The organism is Sphaerisporangium sp. NPDC049457, from assembly GCF_055586705.1.
Window position 1 is genome coordinate 4,456 of record NZ_JBVJHR010000041.1, and the last position, 15,031, is coordinate 19,486.

Sequence of the window (15,031 nt, forward strand, 5' to 3'; positions counted from 1 at the left end):
CGTTCCGCCTTCCGTTGGGTCTCTTCTTCCCCCTTTTTTCCCCCCCTCCCCCCCCCCCCCCCCCCCCCCCCCCCCCCCCCCCCCCCCCCCCCCCAAGGGCGCGGGTTCGTGCGGGCGAAGGCCGGCTGAAGGCCGGCTGACGTGCCGGCCGGGGCCTACCGCAGGCCTCCGACGGCCAGGCCGCCGCGCCAGTGCCGCTGGAGGGTGAAGAACGCGATGATGAGGGGGACCACCGACACCAGGGCGCCCATGATGATGAGGCTCCAGAGCGAGGTGCTGCCCGCGTTGTTCGCCGAGGCGATTCCCTGCCAGACGCCCAGTCCGACGGTGACCGGGAACAGGCGGTTGTCGGAGAGCATCGCGAGGGGCAGGAAGTAGTTGTTCCAGGACGCCACGGCCGACAGGAGCAGCACGGTCACCACCGCGGGCCGCATCAGCGGGAACGCCACCTGGATGAACGTCCGCATCTCCCCCGCGCCGTCGACGCGCGCCGCGTCCAGAATCTCGTCGGGGACGGCGTCGCGGGCGTAGACGTGCATCAGGTAGACGCCGAACGGGTTGAGCAGCGACGGCAGGATCACCGCCCAGATCGTGTTCGTCAGGCCGAGCCCGGAGAACATGATGAAGGTGGGGATCACCAGCGCCGTCGCGGGCACCATCAGCGCGCCGAGCATGACGGAGAAGCTGAAGCGCCTGCCGGCGAAACGGTACTTGGCGAATCCGTAGCCGGCCATGACCGACAGGATCGTGGCGCCGATGCCGCCCGCCAGCGCGTACAGCGTGGAGTTGAGAATCCACCTGCCGTAGATGCCGCCGTCGTAGGTGAACAGCCGGGTGAGGTTCTCGAAATAGTCGACCCGGTCGGTGAACCACATGGTGTTGCCGCCGCCGAACAGGCCAGGGGCGTCTTTGGAACTGTTGACGATGACCCACCAGAACGGCACGAGGAAGTACACGACCAAGAAGCCGAGCAGCACCTGCAGAGGGAGGTGGCGTTGCGGCCTTCGGCGTCCGGCGGTGCGGGAGGGGGCGGTCATCAGAGGAAACTCCTCCGCTTGCGGGTGAAGAACAGGAAGGCGTAGACGCAGACGAACACGACGCCGCCGAGAGCGAAGGAGATCGCCGATCCGTAGTTGAAGTTCGCGAGCGCGAACGCCTGCCGATACGCGTACATGTTGGGGGTGAAGTCCGGTGAGATCGTGCCGGCCGCGAGGTAGCGCAGAATCTGCGGCTCGTTGAAGAACTGCAGGGTGCCGATGAGCGAGAACACCAGGATCAGGAGCAGCGCGGAGGAGATCAGCGGGATCTTGATCCGCAGCGCGGTCTGCCATTTGCCGGCGCCGTCCATGCGGGCGGCCTCGTAGAGCGTCGGGTCGATGCCCTGCAGCGCCGCGTACAGGATGATCATGTAGTACCCGGCCCACTGCCAGGTGACGACGTTGATCAGGGCGTAGAAGATCAGGTTGCTGCTGAAGAGGTCGGGCGCGGTGGCGCCGAACAACCCGAAGATGTCGGTGAGCGGCCCGAAGCTCCTGCTGTAGAGAAAGCCCCACATGACGGCGCCGATGACCGTGGGGATCGCGTACGGCAGGAAGATCATGAGCCGGGAGAAGCGGGTGAACATGGATGTCACGGCATCCAGGATCAGCGCCATGGCGAGCGCGATGATGATCTGCAGCGGGATGGCGACCAGCGAGAAGCGGATGACGAACCACGCGCCGGACAGGAAGCTCGGGTCGGTGAACGCCTTCGCGTAGTTGTCGAGGAAGACGAAGCTGGTGCCGCCGATCAGCTTCTTCTGGAAGAGGCTGAGGTACAGCGCGTACCCGAGCGGCGCGATGAGAAAGGCCAGGAAGACGATCCCGAACGGCCCGACGAAGAGCCATCCCATCAAATGCTCGCGGAGGCGCACCTTACCGTGGGTCTTGGGTGTCTTCTCTCGAGTGCGCGGCGCACTCTCCTCGATAAGGAGGGTCATCTTGGGCTCCGGGATTTCGATGCTTGGAGATCACGGGTGGGCCGGCCGCCGGGGACGGCCGGGCCCACCCTCTGTCGTCACTGAACGGTGAATCCTTGTTCCTTGGCGTACGCCGCCACGTCCTCCTGGAGCTTGTCGGCGGCCTGCGCACCGGTGACGGAACCCTTGATCATCGCGCTGACCTGCTTGGTCATGGCGTCGAAGTAGTACTGGCCGAACGGGCTGTAGGTCATGCCCTTGTAGGCGTCCGCCGCGGGGACGTAGACCTCCTTGTTCGCCTGCTGGCCGCCGAAGAAGTCCACCTTGGCGTCCACGAACTCGGGGGCCTTGAGCGCCTTGAGGTTCAGCGGGAAGATGATCTGGTTGGTCCAGCCGTCGGTGAGCGACTCGTCGTCGGCGTAGAGACCGTAGGCCACCTTCGCCGCGAGTTCGGGGTTCTTCGCCTGGCTCGTCACGGAGAAGGCGGACCCGCCCCAGTTCACCGACACCGGGTTGTCGGCGTCCCACTGCGGGAGCGGCGCCACCGCGAACTTGCCGGTGTCCTTGCCCTTGCCGACGCCGGCGCCGGTGAGGTAACCGGGCGCCCAGGCCGCCGAGATGTACGTCGCGTACTTACCGTTGATCACACCGGAGATGTACTCGGGCGTGAACTGGTCCTGCGTCCCGACCAGGCCCTTCTTCGCGAGACCGCCCCAGTAGTCGAGCACGTCCTTGGACGCCTGGTCGTTCAGCTTGACGCCGATCGCCTTCGGCTGCGCCGGGTCGTACGCGAACGGCGCCGCGCCCTTCTGGATCTGCAGTGCCATCAACAGGGCCGGCACGTTCGCACCGAGGTCGCCGAAGTTCGGGCCACCCGCGTCCTTCACCTTCTGCGCGGCCTGCTCGTACTCCGCCCACGTCTTCGGCGGCGTGATCTTGTACTTGTCGAAGATGTCCTTCCGGTAGATCATCGCCAGCGGGCCGCCGTCGACCGGAACGCCGTAGACGGCGCCACCGACCGAGACGTCCTTCCACGCGCCCTCGCTGTAGTTGGCCTTGACGGCGTCGTAGCCGTACTGCTTGATGTCGACGAGCGCGTTCTGGATCTGGAAGGTGGGGATCCGGTCCATCTCGACCATGATCACGTCTGGCGCGCCGGTGCCCGCGGAGATGGCGGTCTGGAACTTCTGGTACTCGTCGCCGCCCTGACCGACGTTGGTCCAGCAGACCTGCACCTCGTTGTTCTGCTTGTTGAAGTTGTCGACGATGAGCTGCGTGTTGGGGTACCAGCCCCACATCGTCACGACCGGCAGTTCCTTCTTGGTGATCGTGTTCGTGCAGCTGCTCGCGTTGTTGCCACCCGAGTTCGCCGTGCTCTTGCCCTGGTCGGGGGAACAGGCGGCGAGCGCGCCCACGGCGACGAGCAGAGCCGCCGCGGTTATCAGGTTCCTACTCTTCATTTGGTTGATCTCCCTTGGGGGGGTCGCGGCGCACAAAGGTCGTGCGCCGCCGCTCTGGCCGAGTGACTGGCCGGACCGGGCACGGGGTGACGAACCCCGTGCCCGGTCCTTCGTGCCGATCCTCGGATTGACGCCCGATATGCTCCGTGCCGGGCGAGCACCAAGGGGACGGTGTGAGCCGGTCCCCCGCGGGTGTCGCCCGCAACGGGCCTACCTAGCGCTTGAACAGGCGCGGGGCCAGGTCGATGAGGTTCTTCTGCCACACGTCCCAGCCGTGCGGTCCTGGGGTGACCCCGTCGAACTCGTAGCGGACGCCGAGGTTGTCCATCGTGGTGAGCCCTGCCATGAACGACGGATACACGAAGTCGGTCACATCGCCGACGTACATCCGCAACAGCTTGGTCCCGTTGTTGATCGCCGCCACGTCGACACCGTTGCCGCTGCCGAACCCGGCCGAGAACGCCGCCACGTAGGCGAACTGGCCGGGGTAGGCCTTGAGGACCCCGATCGCCTGTCCGCCGCCCATCGAGAGGCCGGCGAGGGCCTGCCGCGACGGGTCGCTGGAGATGTTGTAGCCGGCACGGGCGGCCGGGACGATGTTCTCCAGCAGCTCCTTGTTGAAGTTGGACGAGTTGCCGTTGCCCATCACGACCACCATCGGCACGATGTCCCCGTCGAGGAACTCGTGGTCGAGGATCTGCTTGGCGCGTCCCATCTCGGTCCAGTCCGTGTAGTTCTGGCCGCTACCGTGCTGGAGGTAGAGGACGGGATACTTCTCCGCGCGGTCCGGGTCGTATCCGGGCGGGGTCCACACCAGCGCGGTCCGCTCCTGGCCGGCCACGGTGCTCTGGTAGGTCAGGCTCTCGACCTTCCCGCCCTGGCCCGCGGGGACGTCGGACAGCAGGCGGGCCCGCTCTCCGGGGATGAAGAAGCTGCTCCAGGCCGGCTCGGAGGTGATCTTCGTCGGGTTCGAGGTGTCCTTGACGCCCACCCGGTCCACGACCCACCGGTAGTAGTAGAACCACGGCTCCAGCGGTCCCACGGTCGCCCGCCACCGGTCGCCGTCACGCGTCATCGGAACGCGCAGCCAACTCCCGCCGGGAGCGATGTTCGCCCACACCGTGACGTGCTGGGCGCTCGTGAACTCCGTCGTGGTCTCGAAGGTGACGAAGCCGTCCTCGGTCACGAACGGCGTCGGGGTGGTGCCGGGCGCCGGCGGCTCGAAGCGGCCCTTCAGCGGCCCGTGGCCGGCGCTCGGACCGTGGTCCTTCCCCGTGCGGAACAGCCGCGGCACGAAGTCGATCAGGTTCTCCTGCCAGGCGTCCCAGTTCGCTCCCGCGTCCGGGTTGACGCCGTCGAACTCGTACTTGACGTGCGCGCGGTCCAGCGCCTTCGTCAGTCGCACGGTCGCGTTGTAGGCGGGGTCGGTCACGTTGCCGGTGTAGAGACGCAGCAGCTTGAGCCCGTGCGCGTGCCCCGGGCCGGCGGTCTCGGTCGCGAGACCCGAGAACGAGCCGGCGTAGCCGAACTCGCCCGGGCCGGTCAGCGCGGCGCGCAGCGCCTGCGTCGCGCCCTCGGCCACGCCGGCGATCGCCTGGTGCGCCGGGTCGTGATGGACGCGGTAGGCGCCCGCGACCGCCTTGCGGAGGTCCTTGGACTCCTTGTCGCCGGACCCGCCGCCGTCGGCGACCACGACCAGCGCCGGCTCCATGTCACCCCGGGCCGACAGGTTGTCGAAGATCTGCTTGGCCCTGCCGAGGTCGAACCAGTCGGTGGCGCTCATGCCGTCGCCGGACCGCAGGTACAGCACCGGATACGGCCTGCCCTTGGCCGCGTAGCCCGGCGGCGTCCACACCAGGGCCGACCGCTGCTCGTTCTTGGCGCGGTAGGTCAGGGTCTCGACCTTGCCGCCCTGTCCCGCGGGCGCGTCCGCCAGCAGGCTCACCTTGTCGCCCGGCACGAAGAAGGTGCTAAGGAGAGGCTTGGACGCCACGACGGCGCTGTTGGTGGGGTCCTTGAAGCTCTTGTTGTCGTCGGCCGTGACCTGGTAGCGGTACAGCCCCGGTTCGAGGGGGCCGAGCACGCCCGACCAGACGTCGCCGCGGCGGGTCAGCCCGTACTCCACCCAGGCGGAGGAGGGGCCGAAATTTCCTTCGATGACGACCTGCGACACCTGGCCCACGTTGGCCTGAACGTAGGCCGCCGGGACGTTGAACGTCGCGTAGCGGTCCTCGGACACGCTCAGCCACGGCGTGTCCGCCGCCGCGGCCGGCCTCGGCACGAGCAGCATCGTCGCGAGCGCCATCACTCCGGCGGCGATCACCGCCGAGAGCCGTCGTACGCCCTCGCCTCGCATGCTTCCGTGATACGCTTCCACCAAATCACACTTCCTTTAATGGTCGTATTGGTCGGCAGTGGATGCGCCCCCTCTTGCCGACCCCGCTCATCGTGGATGTAGCCGTGATCTCCGTGTCTCGCCTCCTTGAGTGGGCCTCTGTTCACCTGGCCCTTCGGTGCCGCCTCGATATGGCTTGTGTGTCCGCGTCACGGTCTCGCCGTGCGCTTCGGTGGCGCGGTGGAGCCACGCACCACCAGGCTGGTCGGCAGCGTCATCCGGCGGCGGTCCTCCCACTCGCCGGTCACCAGTGACTTGAGCATGCGCGCGGCCTCGTAGCCGAGCCGGTACACCGACTGGTCCACCGTGGTCAGCCCCGGCTCGGCCAGCGCCGACTCGGGAATGTTGTCGAATCCGACCACCGACAGGTCGCCGGGCACGCTGAGCCCGCGCTCCCTGGCGACCTCCAGGACCTTCAACGCCATCCCGTCGCTCGACGCGAAGATCGCCGTCGGCCGGTCCGGCCCGTCCAGCAACGCGTGGGCCAGCGGGGTCGCGGACTTGGGGTTGAAGTCGCCTCTGCCGATCAGCGCCGGGTCGACCGGGACGCCGGCCGCCTCCAGCGCCCGCCGGTACCCCTCCTCGCGCGACCATGCGGCCTCCAGGCTGGACCGGCCCGCGATGAAACCGATGCGCCGATGCCCGAGGCCGAGCAGGTGCTCGACCACCGAGGTCGCGCCCGCGAGGTTGTCCGCCGTCACCGACGGCACCGTCGAGTCCCGCACCGGGTCGATGACCACCACGGGGGTGTTGCTGCGCACCTCGCCCCAGGGCGTGACCACGATGCACCCGTCGGTCAGCGTGCCCGACAGGCGGTTCAGATGCCGCTGTTCCCAGCCTTCGGAGTAGGTCTCGTAGAGGTCGCTGTTGGTGTAGATGATCAGGTCGAAGCCCGACCGGCTCAACGCCTGCATCACGCCCTTGAGCACTTCGGCCGTGTAGGACTGGAAGCTGTGGGTCACCAGGCCGAGGACCTTGGTACGGCTGCGCCGCAGGCTCGTCGCCACCAGGCTCGACTCGTAGCCGAGCCGCTCGATGGCCGAACGCACCTGCGCGATGGTGCTGGCGCTGACGCCGTAACGCCCGTTCACCACCCGCGACACGGTCGCGGTGGAGACGCCTGCCGCCCGCGCGACATCACTCATCGTCACCGGCGCAGCGACCTCGGCCATAGCGGCCCTTTCCATTGCAAACGTTATCGATTACGTTTCCGGCGCTTAACGTAACTGAGAACGTTTGCTCACACAAGACCCTTTTCAGCCTTCCGGACAGGCCCTAAAGGACATGGCCGGATCGGGCGGAACGGTCAGGTCAGGGCTCCGCCGCCTTTGGCATGCCGGGAGCGCACACGGCCTTGGCGGGCGTCGGCGGTCGCCGGCGGAGGCGGCCGGATGACCGTTGCCCGCGGGTCCGGGAGGGAGATTCGGACGGTGCGGCCTCCCGCCGCACGGAACCTGAGGCGAGCCGGCCCGTGGCCTCCCGAAGGGTCGGGAACCCGCGAAGCCGACGGGGTCGCGCGTTCCGTCGCCGAAGTGCGCCGGCAGGGGTGACATGGCATTCGACCCGATCGATGATTCCGGTTCGCTCATCGCGCATTCGCGCCGAACTATTGGAACCGCATCGTTTTCGGAGTCATTCCGCCGGCGCATTGTCGCGACGACCGCCCGCCATTGCGTGGAGCCGAGCGTATTCGCGTCCGACGGCCGCTCGAAAAACGCGGAACGTGAATCGCGCGCCGCCATCGGACCGCGGGGGGCGCTGAACCGGACCACACCCGGTTTCCGCCATCGTCAGCGCACTCCCCCTCGCTCCGGTGCCCGGCCGGACGCCGACGCACCTGCCCACGACCGCCCCTGCCACCCGAGCCGAGTCCTATTGATCCTTTGATAAACCGGTTTGGAGGTTACCGGATAGTTCATGGCTTATCGACCTGATTCGTCCAGGAGATTCACCTTGTGCGGGGTGCCTGCCGTGTCGCGCCTGACGAGCGTGATCCACTGACCGTGATGGCGGGCGTTGTTCAGCGGATCACCCGGCACCCGATCGATATGCGCGTGGCCCTGAGCCCACTCCCCCGGACTCAAGGCGGAGGCGCACCGCACCGGAGAAGCCCCCTGCCGGCGGATTCACCCCGCGATTTCATCGGCGATCCGGTCCCGGTGCCGGGTCAGGAAGTCCACGAGGCTGGTCCACCCGGGGTGGATGGAGCGGGCGACCTCGACATCGCGCAGTCCCAGGTACGACTCCGGGAACTCGGTGTAGTACTGGAACATGTTGCCGATCTCGACCGCTCCCGGAAAGCCCAGGCCGCGGACCTGGTCGTGGGTGAGCGGGCGGTAGGCCACCGGCTCGCCGAGCACCGTGCTGAACGCGGCGGCGATCTGCTCGCCGGTCAGGTGCTCGCCGGCCAGGCCGAACGTCGCGCCGATGGTCTTGTCCGGCTGCCGGAACACGCCGAGCACCACCTGGCCGATGTCCTCCACCGCGATCCCGGCGATCGGGGTGTCCCCCACGGGAAGGTGCAGGGCGAGCGTGCCGTCCGGGTCCCGCTGCGGCTTCTGGGTGTCGAGCAGGTTGTCCCAGTAGAACGACACCCGCACGTACGTGGTGGGCAGGCCGGACTCGGCGAACAGGGCGTCGGCCTCGGCGCCCTTCACGTCGAAGTGCGGCACCTTGTAGACCCCGTCGAGGGTCGGCATCCGGTCGTCGCCGATCGGGACGACCTCGCGGGTGTCCTCCAGCGTCGACCAGACCACGTGCCTCAGGCGGGCCGCCGTGGCCGCCGCGACGAGGTTGCGCACCTCGCCGAGTTCCTTGGCGGCCGACAGGTGCTCCCAGAACGGGGTCACCAGGAAGGCGCCGTACGCCCCGTCGAACGCTCTCCGGAGACCGCTTTCGTCCTCCAGGCGCGCCTCGACCACCTCGGCGCCGAGGGCCGCGAGGTCCCGGGCCTTCGGCGAGGAGGCGTCGCGGGTGATCGCGCGCACCCGGTAGCCGCCGTCGGCGAGCAGCGCCCGCGCGACCGCGCCGCCCTGGGCGCCGGTCGCGCCCACCACTGAGATCACTTCTTTGCCGGACATCATGCCCTCCAGTCGTCGCGGCCCGGAGTGGACACCGAGTCCCCCGGCCACCGCCCATTAGTCACCATATATGACTATCAGGTTCAGTGACCAACTTCGCCGGGAGGTCCCGCCGGCCGGAGCCGAAGCAGGAGTGCGGGGTACATGAGACCCGGATCGTGCGCGTTACCGTCGGGTTACTTCTCTGAAACTTTCACGCCACCAGGGCAGGGCACACGAACCTCCTCCAGGTGGATCCCCAGGCCAGGAAACACGCCGGGGGCCCGCGCGCAGGTCGGGGCGGATCGGGGCCATTGACGCCGGATCCGGCGGTCGGATGTACTCCGCGCACACACCCGCAGGAGAAGACATGCAGATCCGGCGATCCGAATGTTAGCGCTAACAAACCTTCCTCCGACCCCCTCCACTCGGCAGGAGGACGTGAACCGGCGCGATCCGCGGGCGGGCCGGAACGTGAACGCCGCCGGTCCGTCGGACTGACCGGAGGCAGCCGGTGACCGGCCGCGGGCGGCCTGGCCGGGCGACGACATCAGAGCGACAATTTCTGGAGATCCTGTGATCAGACGCCTCCTGGCAATCCTCCTGCCCGCGGTGCTCGCGGGCACCATGATCAGTATCCTGTCGTCGACCGCTTCCGCGGCCACCGTCGACACCAACGCCTGGTACATCCTGGTCAACCGCAACAGCGGCAAGGCCCTGGACGTCTACAACCTCTCCACGGCCGACGGCGGGCGCATCACGCAGTGGACGCGCAACGACCAGAACAACCAGCAGTGGCAGTTCGTCGACAGCGGCGGCGGCTACTACCGGATCAAGTCCCGGCACAGCGGCAAGGTGCTGGACGTCTACAACTTCTCCACCGCCAACGGCGCGGCCATCGTGCAATGGGCCGACGGCAACGGCACCAACCAGCAGTGGCGTCTGGCCGACTCCTCCGGCGGCTACGTGCGCTTCATCAGCCGGCAGAGCAACAAGGCGCTTGAGGTCCAGGGCGCCTCCACCGCGGACGGCGGCAACATCGTCCAGTACGACGACTGGGGCGGCAACAACCAGCAGTGGCAACTCGTCCAGGTCGGCGGCGGCAACCCCAACCCGACTCCGACTCCGACGCCGACCGGCGGTTTCTGTGACCTGCCGTCGACCTACCGGTGGACCTCGACGGGTTCGCTGGCCAACCCCAAGTCGGGCTGGGTGTCGCTGAAGGACTTCACCAACGTCGTCTACAACGGCAAGCACCTGGTGTACGGCACCACGCACGACTTCGGGTCCAGCTGGGGCTCGATGAACTTCGGCACCTTCACCAACTGGTCGGACATGGCCTCGGCCAGCCAGAACACCATGAACTCCGGCACCGTGGCGCCGACCTTGTTCTACTTCGCGCCCAAGAACATCTGGGTGCTGGCCTACCAGTGGGGCGGCACCGCGTTCACCTACCGCACCTCCAGCGACCCCACCAACGCCAACGGCTGGTCCTCGCCCCAGACCCTGTCCACCGCGAGCATCTCCGGCCCCGGCACCGGGCCGATCGACCAGACCGTCATCGGTGACGGCCAGAACATGTACCTGTTCTTCGCCGGGGACAACGGCAAGATCTACCGGCAGAGCATGCCGATCGGGAACTTCCCCAGCAGCTTCGGCTCCAACTACACCCAGATCATGAGCGACTCGACCAACAACCTGTTCGAGGCGGTCGAGGTGTACAAGCTCCAGGGCCAGAACAAGTACCTCATGATCGTCGAGGCGATCGGCTCGCAGGGGCGCTACTTCCGCTCCTTCACCGCCACCAGCCTCAGCGGCTCGTGGACGCCGAACGCCACCAGCGAGAGCAACCCGTTCGCCGGCAAGGCCAACAGCGGCGCCACCTGGACCAACGACATCAGCCACGGTGACCTGGTCCGCAGCAACCCCGACCAGACCAAGACCGTCGACCCCTGCAACCTGCAACTGCTCTACCAGGGCCGCAGCCCCAGCTCCAACGGTGTGGACTACGGCCTGCTGCCCTACCGTCCCGGCGTGCTCACCCTGCAGCGCTGACCACCCGACCCGTCCCATCCCGCGCGGCGCCGACGTTCACGGCGTACGAGGCACACGCCGTAACCACTGAACGTCGACACGGCCCCTGCGATCAGGACCGGACGGAACCCGACCGGCGGGCTCGGCACACCACCGAGCCCGCCGCGTCATGTGCGGAGCCCCTCAGGAGGCTCCTCCTGTGCCGGTGTTCTCGCGCCTGGCGGTCAGGATGGCTGGACCTCGTCGAAGAGGGCGAGGGCCTCGCCCGGGTCCGGGCTCACGAGGCGTTCAAGACCGGCCGTCGTCATCCGCGCGAACCTGCCGGCCCGTGCCCACATCCGCTCCTCGAAGGCGCGCACGGCGTCGTCCAGATCGCCGGGGCCGGAAGCGGCGGCGACCGACTCGGCGAGTTCGGCGCCTTCCAGCATCGCGAGGTTCGCGCCCACCCCCAACGGGGGCATCAGGTGGGCGGCGTCGCCCAGGAGCGTCACCCCGGGGACGTGGTCCCAGGTGTGGGACACGGGCAGGACGTAGAGGGGGCGGTGGGCGAAGGCGGCGCCGTGACGGAGGAGGTCGAGGACGGGAGCGGCCCAGCCGTCGAACAGGGCCCGCAAACCCGATCGGACGGCCTCGGCGTCGGTCAGGTCGAGGGGCGCGTCCAGGCTCGTGTTCAGGCCCAGATGCCGGTCCAGGTCGGTGTGCCAGTCCAGCGGCGCGCGGAACTGGGCGTACACCTTGACGTGGCCGCCGCTGTTGCGCTGGGCGACGAGGCCCCGGTTCACGCCGTACACGGCCACGGAACCGTCGCCGATCAGCCGGGCGAGCTCGGGGTGGCGGGTGTCGACGTCGTCCAGGGAGGTCTCGACCAGGGTGACGCCGGTGTAGTGCGGCGTCGCGGGCGAGACCGCCGGGCGGACCCGGGACCAGGCGCCGTCCGCGCCCACCACGAGGTCGAACGTCTCCTGTCGCCCGTCCGCGAACTCGACCGGCACGCCGTCCGGGGTCCGCGGCGCCACCCGCGTCACGTGCCGTCCCCACTGGACGTCCAGCGGGCCGAGCAGCAGGTCGCGCAGCCGCCCCCGGTCGATCTCGGGGTTGGCCCGGTCGCCCGGACGGGGCCGCCAGTCGCGCAGGACGGTCCCGTCGGTGTCGAGGATGCGCATGGCCTGCCCCTCGGGACGCGACAGCGTCTGGAACTCCGCCAGCAGCCCCGCCTTGTCCAGCGCGAGCTGGCCCAGCCCTTCGTGCAGGTCAAGCGTGCCGCCGGGGGGACGGGCGTCGGGGGCGGGATCGCGTTCGAGGACGGTGACGGGGTGACCGTGGCGGTGCAGGACACGGGCGAAGGTGAGGCCGGCGGGGCCGCCGCCGATCACGGCGATACGACGTATCATGTCGATGTACTGTATCTGATCGATACAGTGTATTGCAACAGTACGATGTAACCATGACCGTGTGGGACCGTCCGGAGCCGCCGACCCGCCCCGCGCCGCTCGACCGGGAGCGCATCGTCGCCGCCGCCATCGCGCTGGCCGACGAGGGCGGGCTGGAGGCGGTGTCGCTGCGCAAGGTCGCCGCCCGGCTGGACGCCGGCCCCATGCGGCTGTACGGATACATCTCCACCAAGGAGGAGCTGTTCGACCTCATGCTGGACGAGGTCTACGCCGAGATCCTCCCCCAGGAGCGGCCCGCGGACTGGCGGGAGGCACTGCGCACCGGAGCCCACCGCACCAGGCAGGCCGCCCTCCGTCACGAATGGCTGGCCGACCTGCTCGGCGGCCGTCCGTCCCTCGGCCCGAACGCCCTCGTCGTGGCCGAGGCCACGCTGGCCGCCCTCGACGGCCTCGCCGATCTCGACACCGTCATGCGCGCCGTGGAGACCGTCAACGCCTACTGCACCGGCGCGATCAGACGCGAGATCGCGAACCTGCGGGCCGAGCGCGCCACGGGCCTGTCCAAGCTCGAATGGCAGCGCGCCCACGGCCCGCATGTGACCAGGATGCTCGCCACGGGCCGCTTCCCCGCGCTGGCCAAGGCCGTGCACGACGGCACCGAGGTGGACGCCGAGACGTCCTACGCGACCGGCCTTGAGTGGGTCCTCGACGCCGTGGCCGCCAAGCTCGCCCGCCCGCCGGCGTGACGCGCCGCCCCAGGTGACCTGAACGCCGAAGGCGGCGTCGCGCGGGACGCCGAAGCGGCGGCGAACGCGGCACGGCCGGCCGCCGCGGTCGGCGTTTCCGCACCGGACAGGCCCGAAGGTCGTGCTGAAAATTTCAGCCGATCTCATGGCCGGCGTCCCCTGCCGGCACGCCTCCGCGGCGCGGAGCCACCGCGAACCACGCGGCCACGGCCCGGTTCCGATCACCCGGCCCTCATCTCCGCCGCACGGAAGTCATCGGACCTTTACCCGGATCTTGACGCACTTCACAGACGTTCTCACACTGAGATCCCAAGGCGGTTCTCTGCCAGGTGACGCAGGGGCCGCCGATCGCAGACGCCTTCGTGCCGCGCGTTCCCATGCCGGACGAACAGGCGACCCTTCCCGCGCGAGCGCCGCATCGAAGACGACCCGGCGATGGCCGTCACGTGCTGATCCCGATGAGGGGCTCACCCGAACAAAGGAAACACCACAGTGCTACGACGTGTGAGTGAGACCCCGGCGCCTCACGCCACCGGGCGGCTCCGATCGGGGCCCGCACCGCAGGGCGGCCCGGTGAGACGCGTGATGGCCGCGGCGGTGGTCGTCCTCGGACTTCTGACGGCGATCGTCGCGACCCGGCCGGCGGCGGCCGCCGACAATCCCTATCAGCGCGGCCCCGACCCCACCTTGGCCAGCGTGGCCGCCACGAGGGGGACCTTCGCCACCGCGCAGACCAACGTGCCGGGCGGGAACGGCTTCGGCAGCGGGGTGATCTACTACCCGACCGACACCAGCCAGGGGACGTTCGGCGCGGTCGCGATCGTGCCCGGCTTCTCCGCCCTGTTCGCCGACGAAGAGGCATGGATGGGCCACTGGCTCGCCTCGTTCGGCTTCGTCGTCATCGGCATCGAGACCAACACCCGCAGCGACGGCGCCGATGCCCGAGCCACCCAGCTGCTCGCCGCGCTGGACTACCTCACCCAGCGGAGCCCGGTGCGCGACCGGATCGACTCCAGCCGGCTGTCGGTCGTCGGCCACTCCGCGGGCGGGGCGGGCGTCCTCACCGCGGTGCTTCGGCGGCCCTCGCTGAAGGCCGCGGTCGGGCTCGCGCCCGGCTCCCCCACCGGGAACCTGAGCCTGGCCAATGACCAGGTGCCGACGATGTTCATCTCCGGGCAGCGGGACACGGTGGTCACGCCGTCCTACCTCAACGGGATTTACACCACTCTGCCGGCCACGACGCCGAGCGCCTGGGTGGAGATAGCCGGCGTGGACCACCTGTTCGCGACGAGGGCGAACACCACCGAGATGCGGACGCTGATCCCGTGGCTGAAGATCTTCGTCGACAACGACACCCGGTACACCCAGTTCCTGTGTCCGCTGATGGACTCCTCCAACATCTCGATGTACCGCGACAAGTGCCCGTACGTACCGCCGGGCGGCTCCTCGCCGTCGCCGTCCCCCAGCCCGTCGCCCTCGGTGACCCCCTCGCCCTCGGTGACCCCGTCTCCCTCGGTGACCCCGTCGCCCTCGCCTTCGGTCACCCCGTCGCCCTCCCCGTCCGCGGGCGGCTGCACCGCGAGCTACCGCACCACGAACTCGTGGCCGGGCGGCTACCAGGGCGAGGTCACGGTGAAGGCCGGCGGCTCGGCGATCAGCGGGTGGACCGTCAGATGGACGCTGGGCAACGGCCAGACGATCAGCCAGGTGTGGAACGGCACGCTGTCGGCGAGCGGCTCGGCGGTGACGGTGACGAACGCCTCCTACAACGGCTCGGTCCCGGCGTCCGGCTCGACCACCTTCGGCTTCCTCGGCAACGGCTCGCCGTCGACCCCCTCCCTCACCTGCGCCGCCCGCCTGTGACACCGGGTTGAGCGCGAGCACCCCATGAGCCTGGGGGGGGGGGGGGGGGGGGGGGGGGGGGGGGGGGGGGGGGGGGGGGGGGGGGGGGGGGGGGGGGGGGGGGGGGGGGGGGGGGGGGGGGGGGGG

At 69.1% G+C, this 15,031-nt stretch carries 10 protein-coding genes; 3 read left to right on the forward strand and 7 right to left on the reverse strand.

What is annotated here, in order from left to right; genetic code table 11:
* Positions 1 to 155: 155 nt before the first annotated feature.
* From ACZ6QO_RS37665 to ACZ6QO_RS37690, 6 genes are all read right to left on the reverse strand, one after another.
* Positions 156 to 1,037 carry a carbohydrate ABC transporter permease gene (locus ACZ6QO_RS37665; RefSeq protein ID WP_465858284.1) on the reverse strand — a complete coding sequence of 294 codons (882 nt, stop codon included), beginning with the start codon at positions 1,035 to 1,037 and terminating at the stop codon, positions 156 to 158.
* Complete coding sequence (locus ACZ6QO_RS37670; RefSeq protein WP_465858286.1) at positions 1,037 to 1,891, reverse strand: carbohydrate ABC transporter permease; 855 nt, start codon at positions 1,889 to 1,891, stop codon at positions 1,037 to 1,039. The genes ACZ6QO_RS37665 and ACZ6QO_RS37670 overlap by 1 nt, the downstream gene beginning before the upstream one ends.
* Positions 1,892 to 2,055: 164 nt before the next feature.
* Positions 2,056 to 3,417 (reverse strand): extracellular solute-binding protein, encoded by a 1,362-nt coding sequence (locus tag ACZ6QO_RS37675; RefSeq protein WP_465858288.1) that lies wholly within the window; start codon positions 3,415 to 3,417, stop codon positions 2,056 to 2,058.
* A gap of 214 nt (positions 3,418 to 3,631) precedes the next feature.
* Positions 3,632 to 5,773: an alpha/beta hydrolase gene (locus tag ACZ6QO_RS37680; RefSeq protein ID WP_465858290.1), complete on the reverse strand. Its 2,142-nt coding sequence runs from the start codon at positions 5,771 to 5,773 to the stop codon at positions 3,632 to 3,634.
* Positions 5,774 to 5,961: 188 nt separating this feature from the next.
* On the reverse strand, positions 5,962 to 6,984 hold the full coding sequence (locus ACZ6QO_RS37685) for a LacI family DNA-binding transcriptional regulator (protein WP_465858292.1): 1,023 nt from the start codon (positions 6,982 to 6,984) through the stop codon (positions 5,962 to 5,964).
* 954 nt (positions 6,985 to 7,938) lie between these two features.
* Positions 7,939 to 8,892, reverse strand: a complete 954-nt coding sequence (locus tag ACZ6QO_RS37690) for an NmrA/HSCARG family protein (RefSeq protein ID WP_465858293.1) — start codon at positions 8,890 to 8,892, stop codon at positions 7,939 to 7,941.
* A 606-nt stretch (positions 8,893 to 9,498) separates the two neighbouring features.
* Between ACZ6QO_RS37690 and ACZ6QO_RS37695 the strand changes: the two genes are divergently transcribed.
* Positions 9,499 to 10,926, forward strand: coding sequence for a non-reducing end alpha-L-arabinofuranosidase family hydrolase (locus ACZ6QO_RS37695; RefSeq protein WP_465858301.1), 1,428 nt, complete (start codon positions 9,499 to 9,501; stop codon positions 10,924 to 10,926).
* A 203-nt stretch (positions 10,927 to 11,129) separates the two neighbouring features.
* Here ACZ6QO_RS37695 and ACZ6QO_RS37700 read toward each other — a convergent pair whose 3' ends face one another.
* The gene (locus ACZ6QO_RS37700) at positions 11,130 to 12,296 is read right to left on the reverse strand and encodes an FAD-dependent oxidoreductase (protein WP_465858295.1); all 1,167 of its coding nucleotides are present in this window, start codon (positions 12,294 to 12,296) and stop codon (positions 11,130 to 11,132) included.
* A gap of 53 nt (positions 12,297 to 12,349) precedes the next feature.
* Between ACZ6QO_RS37700 and ACZ6QO_RS37705 the strand changes: the two genes are divergently transcribed.
* Together ACZ6QO_RS37705 and ACZ6QO_RS37710 are read left to right on the forward strand one after the other, a co-directional pair.
* Positions 12,350 to 13,042, forward strand: coding sequence for a TetR/AcrR family transcriptional regulator (locus ACZ6QO_RS37705; protein ID WP_465858297.1), 693 nt, complete (start codon positions 12,350 to 12,352; stop codon positions 13,040 to 13,042).
* A 573-nt stretch (positions 13,043 to 13,615) separates the two neighbouring features.
* The gene (locus ACZ6QO_RS37710; RefSeq protein WP_465858299.1) at positions 13,616 to 14,905 is read left to right on the forward strand and encodes a poly(ethylene terephthalate) hydrolase family protein; all 1,290 of its coding nucleotides are present in this window, start codon (positions 13,616 to 13,618) and stop codon (positions 14,903 to 14,905) included.
* Positions 14,906 to 15,031: the final 126 nt, after the last annotated feature.

Bases quoted from the DNA above. Each gene is read 5' to 3' on its own strand.
- ACZ6QO_RS37665 (WP_465858284.1), bottom strand. From the start codon at position 1,037: ATGACCGCCCCCTCCCGCACCGCCGGACGCCGAAGGCCGCAACGCCAC.
- ACZ6QO_RS37670 (WP_465858286.1), bottom strand. From the start codon at position 1,891: ATGGGATGGCTCTTCGTCGGGCCGTTCGGGATCGTCTTCCTGGCCTTT.
- ACZ6QO_RS37675 (WP_465858288.1), bottom strand. From the start codon at position 3,417: ATGAAGAGTAGGAACCTGATAACCGCGGCGGCTCTGCTCGTCGCCGTG.
- ACZ6QO_RS37680 (WP_465858290.1), bottom strand. From the start codon at position 5,773: ATGCGAGGCGAGGGCGTACGACGGCTCTCGGCGGTGATCGCCGCCGGA.
- ACZ6QO_RS37685 (WP_465858292.1), bottom strand. From the start codon at position 6,984: ATGGCCGAGGTCGCTGCGCCGGTGACGATGAGTGATGTCGCGCGGGCG.
- ACZ6QO_RS37690 (WP_465858293.1), bottom strand. From the start codon at position 8,892: ATGTCCGGCAAAGAAGTGATCTCAGTGGTGGGCGCGACCGGCGCCCAG.
- ACZ6QO_RS37695 (WP_465858301.1), top strand. From the start codon at position 9,499: ATGATCAGTATCCTGTCGTCGACCGCTTCCGCGGCCACCGTCGACACC.
- ACZ6QO_RS37700 (WP_465858295.1), bottom strand. From the start codon at position 12,296: ATGATACGTCGTATCGCCGTGATCGGCGGCGGCCCCGCCGGCCTCACC.
- ACZ6QO_RS37705 (WP_465858297.1), top strand. From the start codon at position 12,350: ATGACCGTGTGGGACCGTCCGGAGCCGCCGACCCGCCCCGCGCCGCTC.